This window comes from Embleya sp. NPDC005575 (assembly GCF_040605455.1).
Classification (GTDB): domain Bacteria; phylum Actinomycetota; class Actinomycetes; order Streptomycetales; family Streptomycetaceae; genus Embleya.
In genome coordinates this window covers 19,357-28,150 of record NZ_JBEXCV010000119.1, presented here as the reverse complement: position 1 = coordinate 28,150, position 8,794 = coordinate 19,357, and the positions used below count along the sequence as shown (strand labels likewise).

Annotated in this window: 6 protein-coding genes and 1 riboswitch; of the genes, 3 read left to right on the top strand and 3 right to left on the bottom strand. The window is 71.3% G+C overall.

Going from position 1 to position 8,794, the window contains the following annotated elements; genetic code table 11:
* Positions 1-124: 124 nt before the first annotated feature.
* Positions 125-1,081 (bottom strand): hypothetical protein, encoded by a 957-nt coding sequence (locus tag ABZS54_RS30825; RefSeq protein WP_355543349.1) that lies wholly within the window; start codon positions 1,079-1,081, stop codon positions 125-127.
* A gap of 247 nt (positions 1,082-1,328) precedes the next feature.
* On the opposite strand from ABZS54_RS30825, the gene ABZS54_RS30820 reads away from it, so the two are divergent.
* Positions 1,329-2,750 (top strand): hypothetical protein, encoded by a 1,422-nt coding sequence (locus ABZS54_RS30820; protein WP_355543346.1) that lies wholly within the window; start codon positions 1,329-1,331, stop codon positions 2,748-2,750.
* A gap of 106 nt (positions 2,751-2,856) precedes the next feature.
* On the opposite strand, the gene ABZS54_RS30815 is transcribed toward ABZS54_RS30820, so the two are convergent.
* The gene (locus ABZS54_RS30815; protein ID WP_355543343.1) at positions 2,857-5,112 is read right to left on the bottom strand and encodes an MMPL family transporter; all 2,256 of its coding nucleotides are present in this window, start codon (positions 5,110-5,112) and stop codon (positions 2,857-2,859) included.
* Between the two features lie 102 nt (positions 5,113-5,214).
* Between ABZS54_RS30815 and ABZS54_RS30810 the strand changes: the two genes are divergently transcribed.
* On the top strand, positions 5,215-5,697 hold the full coding sequence (locus ABZS54_RS30810; protein ID WP_355543340.1) for a MarR family winged helix-turn-helix transcriptional regulator: 483 nt from the start codon (positions 5,215-5,217) through the stop codon (positions 5,695-5,697).
* 170 nt (positions 5,698-5,867) lie between these two features.
* Positions 5,868-6,932, top strand: coding sequence for a glycerophosphodiester phosphodiesterase family protein (locus ABZS54_RS30805; protein ID WP_355543337.1), 1,065 nt, complete (start codon positions 5,868-5,870; stop codon positions 6,930-6,932).
* A gap of 151 nt (positions 6,933-7,083) precedes the next feature.
* On the opposite strand, the gene ABZS54_RS30800 is transcribed toward ABZS54_RS30805, so the two are convergent.
* Complete coding sequence (locus ABZS54_RS30800; RefSeq protein WP_355543355.1) at positions 7,084-8,343, bottom strand: transglycosylase family protein; 1,260 nt, start codon at positions 8,341-8,343, stop codon at positions 7,084-7,086.
* A gap of 32 nt (positions 8,344-8,375) precedes the next feature.
* Positions 8,376-8,609, bottom strand: a riboswitch (cyclic di-AMP (ydaO/yuaA leader).
* Positions 8,610-8,794: the final 185 nt, after the last annotated feature.

Genomic DNA, 8,794 nt, shown 5'->3' with positions numbered 1-8,794 from the left:
AGCCACGATCGGCAGACGCCTGAAAGCCACACCCGACACCTCTGGGTGGGAGAACCCTACGAATGGCTCGCCCTGCCCATCAACAAGGTAGGGACCCCTGACCGCGGGCGCGGCCGGCATGCACTCAGCCGGCCCTCGGCGGCACCGCCTCCGCGTACGCCCGCAACGTGCTCAGCGCCTCGACGGTGATGCCGGGGCGGGCCTCCGCCCGCACGGTAGGCGACCATTCGGCCCAGCGCAGCGGCCAACCGCCGTCCTCCTGCTGGGCGTCGGCCAAGGCGCGCAGACCGACCCGCAGTTCGGCGTCGGTGAACCAGCTCCGGGCCACGCTGTCCGGACGCGGCGCGAAATCGTGCGGCAGGTGGTACTCGCCCACCGCATAGCCGGGCGCGAGTCGGGCCTGTTCCGGGTGCGCCGGGTCGAGCAGCACGAGCCGCTGCTCCCGGACCAGTTCGCCCAGTCGCTCGGCCCGACGCCGGGCCCAGGCCCGATCCGGCAGACCGTCGAGGAAGGTCACGGCCGCCTCCACTTCGTACGGGTGCGTGGTGCCCAGTGCCTCGACGGCGGTCCGGCAGAACTCCGTCGCCGGCGACAGCCACGGATGCTCGACCCCGGCGCGCAGCAGCGGTCCGACGATCCAGCCGGTCGGGATCAGGCCCGCGACGGGCGCATCCGGGACCACCAGCCACGGTGGATGCGGATACTCGCGCAGACTCGCGAACGCCGGCGGCACTCCGCCCGCCTCGGTCGCCGCGCTCGCCAGCCAGTCGCACAGCCGAGCCGCCTCGACGCCGCGCAGCGCGTCGGTCTCCACCAGGATCGGCATCGCGGTACGCAGCGTGGCCGGTTGCGGGAGCGGCCCCCGCACGTCCGGCTCCAGGCCGTAGGCGTAGCCGCCGTCCGGGGTGCGGTACGCGTGCAGCGCGTCCAGCACGCCGGCTCGCTCGTCGCCGGGCGGCCCGGCCGCTCCCGCACCCTTTGCTCCGAACAGGTATGCGAAGCGGCGCTGTTCCAACACCCGGCCGGACGTCCACAGGAAGCGCTCGGCCCGCTCGACCATGTCCTTCGTGATCCACGTCATCCCTCGACGCTAGCCGGCCCACCACGCCCGGTCTTGAACGAATCGGACATCGGGCGCGCCGCGGCGCCGATTTCGTGGCCGGTGCGTGTCGGGACAGGGGCCCGGCGATGACGGTTGGTGGAATTTGCCCGGATGGGGGTTGGCCCGCGCACCTTCGGCCGGCCACGGTGGGCGGGTCAGGCTCGCCGATGCGCTTCGGGGGATGCTCGTGTTCGCTCGCTCTGGTACCCATGGTCTGCGCCTATCCGTGATCGCCGTCGTCGTACTCGCCGCCTCGGCCGCGCCGGCCGGACCGGTCCCGGCCGCGCACGCCGCCGAGTCGGACCGATCGGTGGGCTCGCACGGCACGTTCGGGGTGTACCGCGACGGCCGCCCGGTGGTGGTCCCGTTTCGGACCGGGCGCGACGGCGAGGCCCTGGTGACGCTCACGGTCGCCGCGCCGGGCATCGACTGGGGTACCCCGGGCAGGGAGTCGGCGGTGCTGCAACTGCTCGTCGACGGGCGGCCCGCCGGCGACGTGGTGGTCTTCGGGGCCACGCCCACCGAGCGCGCTTTCGCGCTCGGCGCGCTGCGCAAGGGTCGACACGAGCTGACCCTGGGCTACGCGGCGGACCGGTCCTCGCCGGCCGGGTCGGTGGTGCGCGTCTCGCGGCTGCGCACCGAGACCATCGGCACCGGGGACCGCGAGCACGCCGTGGCCGCGAACGCGCCGGTGCTGTACGGGCGGAGCATCCCGGGCGTGCCCGGCGGCGCGACCGGCCCGTTCCAGAACGCGATCTCCGACACCCCGGTGCTGGCTTGGTACCAGGAGGCCCCGGCAGCGACCGCCGGTCACCGGGTGCTGACCTACACGATCGTGTGGACGAACGAGGACGGCGGCACTTCGACGCCGGCGCTGATGGCCCGCTGGGGCCGCACCACCGACATCGAGTGGGCCTACCGCGTCGAGGTGGACGGACGGGGCAACGCGGTGCCGGGCACGGCCTACTTCCAGTCGCCCGACCACGGCACGAAGTTGTTCGCCGGGCGCTACGAGGACGGCCACCCGCTGCTCCAGACCTGCACGCTGAACAACAACCTGTGCGACGTCGTGGACAACCCGATGCGGTTCGCCCCAGCGGCGGTCGAGCGGTTGGTCGACCCGAAGAAGACCGCGCGCGAGGAGATGGTGGACCGCCACCCGTGGGTGTACCCGGTGATGACCGCCGAGGTACGGCGCGAGGGCCGAGTCGTCGCCGACCCGCCGGCCGACACCACCACGCTGATCGCCGACCCGCAGGACTACCTGTACGCGGTGATCCGCAAGACCACGTCGGCGCCGCCGCCCGGCGCGGCCGGTTGGAACGGTGTCGCGATCGGCGTGCGGATCAAGGGCGACCCGACGCTGTACCGCTCGGACCGCGGGCGGGTGGACTGGTCGTTGCAGCGCGACGACCCGGCGGCGACCACGGTACGGCTCCCGCACGGGACGCGGGCCTCGGACATCGTCGAGGTGGTCGCGATTCGTACGGTGGCCGGGGTCGACCCGGGTTCCACGATCACGGTGAACGGGGTCGAGCGGGCGTTTCTGCTGGGCCGGGACGACCGGCCCGGGCGCGCGGTGCCGGTCCGCCCGAAGCCGGTCACGCTCAGCGCGGCGGCGCCGGAGGCGGTGCTGTACCGCCGGTGAACCGGTTGACATCGGACACCGGCCGGGCTTGATGAGGTGTTCTCAAGCCCGGCCGGGACTCGGGTGCCGGGCAAGCCGCAATCGGCCCGCCCGGCACCCGGCCGGTTCAGGGCGCGGACACCGGGATACGCGGCTTCGGCACGGCCGGCGGCTCGACGGGCCCGCCCTCGGACAGGCCGAACCGCTCGTGCAGCCGGCGCAGCGGAGCGGGCGCCCACCAGGTCGCCTTGCCGGTCAGGGCCAGGACGGCCGGTGCCAGCAGGCTGCGCACCACGAACGCGTCGACCAGGACGGCCAGCGCGAGACCACTGCCGAGCATCAGCGTGTTGGTCACCCGCGAGGTGCCGATCGCGAACATCACCACCGCCAGCACACACGCCGCGGCGGTGATGATGCCGCCGGTGCGGGCCAGCCCGGTGGCGACCGCGTTCCGGTGGTCGCCGGTGCGGTCGTGTTCCTCCTTGATCCGGGAGATCAGGAACACGCCGTAGTCCATCGACAGGCCGAACGCGATGCAGAACATCAACACCGGCAGGGCGGTCTCGATCGACCCGGTCGGGGTGAAGTCGAGCAGCCCGGACAGGTGGCCGTCCTGGATCACCCACACCACGGCGCCGAACATCGCGGTCAGGCTCAGCGCGGCGAATACGATCGCCAGGATCGGCAGCACCACGCTGCCGGTGAGCAGGAAGACCAGTACGAACGTGGTGAGCAGGATCAGGCCGCCGGCGAGCGGGAGCCGGCTGCCTGTCGCGTGTTTGGCGTCGACGACCTCGGCGGTCTGTCCGCCGACCAGGGCCGGCCCGGGCGCGGGGACGGCCCGGACCTCGTGCACCAATTCCTGGCCGGCGGCGGAGAGGTCCTCGACCGCGGGTACCACCGAGATGTACGCGCTGCCGGCGGCGCGGCGGCCGGCTTCGGCCGGGCCCGCAGGCGCGCTCCGGGCGCCGTGTTCGAAGGTGCCGGCCGGGCCGACCACGCGGGCCACGCCGTCCAGGGCGGAGAGTCGGGCGCTGTAGTCGGCGGTGCCCTCGGCCTGCTGCGCCGCACCGACCACGATCTCGATCGACCCGGTGGGCCGGCCGTCCACCTGGTCCCGGATCACCTGCTGGACCTGCCGGGACTCGGCCGACTTCGGTAGTTGGCGGTCATCGCCGGTGCCGAACTGCACTCCCAGGAACGGCAGTCCGAGTGCGACCAAGACGCCGATGGTGAGTACGGCGACGATCGGCGCCCGCCGCATGATCGCCTGTGAGAGCCGGTACCAGCGGCTTTCGCGCACCACGGTCGGCGCGGCCCCGTCGCCGGACCGCAGCCGGCGGCCGAGTCGGCGCAGCGGCGCACGCAGGTCGCCCTTGTCCACGCGCGTGCCGAGCAGGACCAGCGCCGCGGGCAGGATCACCAGCGCGCCGAACGCGGCGAGCAGCACCACCGGGATGCCGGCGTAGGCGAAGGAGCGCAGGAAGTACTGCGGGAACACCAGCATCGCGGCGAGCGAGACGGCGAGGGTGAGTGCGGAGAAGACCACGGTGCGCCCGGCGGTGTTCAGCGTCACCGTGACGGCGCGGGTCGGCGAGGCGCCGGCGGCGAGCTCCTCGCGGTAGCGGCGGACCACGAACAGGCCGTAGTCGACGGCCAGGCCCAGGCCCAGCACGGTGGTCAGGTTCTGGGCGAACACCGATACGTCGGTGGCCGAGGAGACCAGGCGCAGCACGGCGTTGGTGCCGACCATGGCCAGGATGCCGACGCCGAGCGGCAGCAGGGCGGCGACCAGGCTGCCGAAGACCAGGATCAGGATCAGCAGGGTGATCGGCAACGCGATCAGTTCGGCCCGGACCAGGTCCTCGGAGATGGTCTTCTGTATGTCGTGGCGCACCGCGACACTGCCGCCGAGTTCGACGGTCAAAGCTCCTCGGACGCCGCGGTAGTGCCCGGCCAGGCGTTCGAACGTGTCGGAGGCGGCGGTCTCCTCGCCCCGGATATGGGCCAGGACCAGTGCGTGCCGGCCGTCGGCGGTGCGCAGCGTGGGAGCGCCGCCGGCCCAGTAGGAGACCACGCCCCCGACGTCGGGTTCGGCGGCGAGGCGGTCGGTCAACTCCTTGGCCTGGGCGGTGACTTCGGGCGCGTCCAGGGGGCGGTCGGCGCCGATCAGCAGGACCAGGTTCGGTCGACTGCCGGGGAAGTCGCGATCGAGTGCGCTCGCGGCGCGGGCGGAGGCCGAGTTCGGGTCGACGGCGCCGCCGCCGAGGAGGTGATCGCCGACGCCTCGACCGAGCAGGCCGGCGCCGATCAGCAGGAGCAGGGCCGTGAGCAACAGGAGCCGGGGTCGGGCCGTGGTCAGGCGGGCCAGGGCAGCGAACATCGCCGAACCCTTCCGTAGAGTCGATGGATCGTATGTGGAACATACGATATGCCAAGCCTGTCGTCTAGAAGACATATGATCGAGGGCCGCTAACATGTGGGCATGACGGACCGACCGAGCACAGGGCGGCCGCCGATGGGAGCACGGACCGGGTACCGGCTGGTCAAGCTGGCCGATCTCCTGTTGGCGCTCGCCGATCAGACGCTGGCCACGTTGGGGGTCAAGACCAAGCACGTGCATGTGCTGGAGACCCTGCTGGCCTACGAATCGTTGTCCCAGCAGGACGTCAGCCGGCTGCTCGGGATCGACCCGAACGTCCTGGTCGGCCTGCTCGACGACCTGGAGGCGCGCGGCTTCGCGGAGCGCCGGCGCAACCCGCACGATCGGCGTCGGCACGTCATCCAGGTCACCGCCTCGGGGCGCGCGTTGGTCGCGGAGAGCACCCGGCTGCTGGGCGATGCCGAGGACGCGTTCTTCGCCGTCGTCTCGGCCGAGGACCGCCAGGTCGTGCACGACGCGTCGGGCCGGCTGCTGGCCGCGCACCGACCCGGCTGGTCCGAGGACGTGCCCTCCGCGGGCTGCTGAACGGCCTTACGGGTGCCCCGAGTTCGGGTACCGGGCGGACTGCTTCGCCGCTTCTTCGTCTCGTCTTCGTCTGAACGCCACGACCCGACTGCCCGCGCATCACTTCGCGCGGGCCAGGGTGTGGGCGTCGACGGTCGATCGTCGTCGACCGGAGCGAGAAGGAGACGTCCATGTCCGGATGGAAGACCGTCACGGCCGCGGTCCTGGCCGGGGCCGCCATCGTCGCCGCCCCGGGAGTGGCCGCCGCGGCGGACCGCCACGGCGGCCATCACCGCAGGTCCTTCGACCTCCAGGCGCACCGGGGCGGCCTCGGACTGACCGTGGAGAGCACACTCGCGTCCTTCGCCAAGGGCCTGGATCTGGGGGTGTCCACCCTGGAACTGGACGTGCAGATCACCGAGGACGGCCGCGCCGTGGTCACCCACGACCGCAAGGTCGACGGGCGCAAGTGTGTCGACACCACACCGGCACGCTCCGGCGACCCGGAGTTCCCCTATGTCGGCAAGTACGTCAACACGCTCAGCCTGGCCCAGATCCGCACCTTGGACTGCGGGTCGCGGCAGTTCCCCGGCTTCCCCGAGCAGACCACCTCGCCCGGAGCCCGAATGCCGCTGCTCACCGAGGTGTTCGAGCTGGTCAACCGCCGGCACGCGCGCGGCGTGAAGCTCAACGTGGAGACCAAGGTCGAGGCGGGCGCGCCGCAGGAGACCGCGCCGCGCGAGCAGTTCGTGCAGACCGTGGCGCGCGAGGTGCGCTGGGCCGGGCTGTTGCGCCAGGTCACCATCCAAAGCTTCGACTGGGGTGCGCTCAAGCGCATGCGGCAGGTCGAACCGCGCTTGCCGCTGGTCGCGTTGACCAACTACGACTTCCTCCAGGTCGGCAAGCCCGGCGCCTCGCCCTGGCTGGGCGGCCTGGACATCGACGATTTCGGCGGTGACCCGCTGCGCGCGATCGCCTCGTTCGGCGCCACGACCTTCTCGCCCGTGCACGGCTTCCCGCAGGACGGCAAGGTCACCGACCCGAACTACCGCCCGTACGTGACCCGGGAAATGGTCGCCCGGGCGCATGCGATGGGCATCGAGGTCGTGCCGTGGACCATCGACGACCCGGCGACCATGGCCAAGCTGATGGACGACGGAGTGGACGGCCTGATCACCGATTACCCCGACCGGCTGCGGGAGTTGATGGCCGCGCGCGGACTGCCGCTGCCCAAGCGGTATCCGGCACGCGGCTGATCGACCCGATCCGCGGGGACTTCGGCGTGTGCCGCAGGGTGGGGACGCGAAAAAGGGCCGGGCCCGTCGACGCGTGGTCGACGGGCCCGGCCCTGGTACGGCTACCGCATGGTGGCTATCACCGTGCGGTTACTGCCTGATGACGCTCGGATCAGATGTTGACGCCGTGCGCGCGCAGGTAGGTGAGGGGGTTGATGCCGCTGCCGTAGTTCGGGGTGGTGCGGATTTCGAAGTGCAGGTGCGGGCCGGTCACGTTGCCGGTCGCACCGGAGAGGCCGATCTGCTGACCGGTGCTCACCGTGGCGCCGGCGCGAACGCCGATGCTGGACAGGTGCGCGTACTGCGAGTACTTGCCGTCCGCGTGCTTGATCACGATCTCGTTGCCGTAGGCGCCACCGTTGCCGGCGCTGACCACGGTGCCCGAGGTGATCGCCTTCACCGGGGTGCCGGTGCCGACCACGAAGTCCTGGCCGGTGTGGCTGCCGCTGGACCACAGCTTGCCGCCGGTGCCGAACGCGGTGCCCAGTGCGCCGTTCACAGGAGCGACGTAACCGGACGAGTTGACCGAGGTGCTGCCGGCCTTGGCCGAAGACACCTTGGCCGCGACGGGAGCCTTCTCCTTGACCGCGGTCTTCGGCGCGACCTTCACCGACACCGAGGGCTTGGTCTCGGCCACGGTCTCGGTCTTGGGCGCGGCCTTCGGCGCGGCCTCGACCTTGGTGGCGGTGGTGGTGGCGGCCGCGGCCTTGCCGGAGAGCGAGAGCTTCTGGCCGACCTTGATCAGGTTCGGGTTGCTGCCGATCACGCCGCGGTTGTCGGCGTACAGCTTGTGCCAGCCACCGGCGACGTCCTTGTCGGCAGCGATCTTGGACAGGCTGTCACCCTTGACCACGGAGTACGAGGTGGTGGTCGACGCGGGCTTCGCGGCGGCCGGGACGACCTCGATCTTCGGCGCGGTGGGGGCGGTCGCGGCCGGCTTCTCGGCGACCTTGGGGGCGACCTTGACCGAAGTCGCGGCCGAGTCGGACGACTTGGTGCTCGGCGAGACGGCGGCCTTGGGGCCGCCCTTGGTCAGACCCGCCGGGCCGGAGGTGTTCGGCCAAGCGCCGGGGCCCTGCACGGCGAGGACCTTCTCCGCGATGGCGATCTGCTGGTCCTTGGTGGCGAGGTCGGCGCGCGGGGCGTACTGCTGACCGCCGAACTCGTTCCAGGTGCTCTGAGTGAACTGCAGGCCACCGTAGAAACCGTTGCCGGTGTTGATGTGCCAGTTGCCCGAGCTCTCGCCCATGGCGACCTTGTCCCAGGTGGAGACGGAGGCGGCGTTGGCGGTCGCGAGACCGGTGATGAGCGGGGCGGCGACGATGGCGCCGGCCATGCCGAGGGTCAGCGCGAGACGCGTCTTCTTGGGCATGCGGGCAGGGGTGATGAACGACTGCACGAAGATTTTTCCTTCTCCCACGCCTACGAAGTGAGCTGTCGGATTCGGGCTGGAGAGTCTCGCCCGGCCGTGTTCGACCCTTGGATGTAAGGGACGGGCACGGCTTCACCCCAAGCCGTCCGAATGGGCGTCTGTGTCACAGACGCCCGGGACGGCATTCCACTTGGTTCCCCCGCTCCTGCCTTTCGGGTTTCGTACCGTGGCCTCGCTCCGGCGGCAGGATTCGGCGAACCGGGAGACCATTTCGCCAAGCACCGGACTGGTGTGGCGAAGCACCAAACTACGCACACCCCCGGCGTGGAACCAAACATCACGATTCGCCAAAACCGAAAATTCAGGTCGGAAGGGTGGAATATCGGGACCTAAAGTCCCGATCGCCATACGCATTGTGCCCGAATTGCTTACTCACCGTCGCTGCATAATC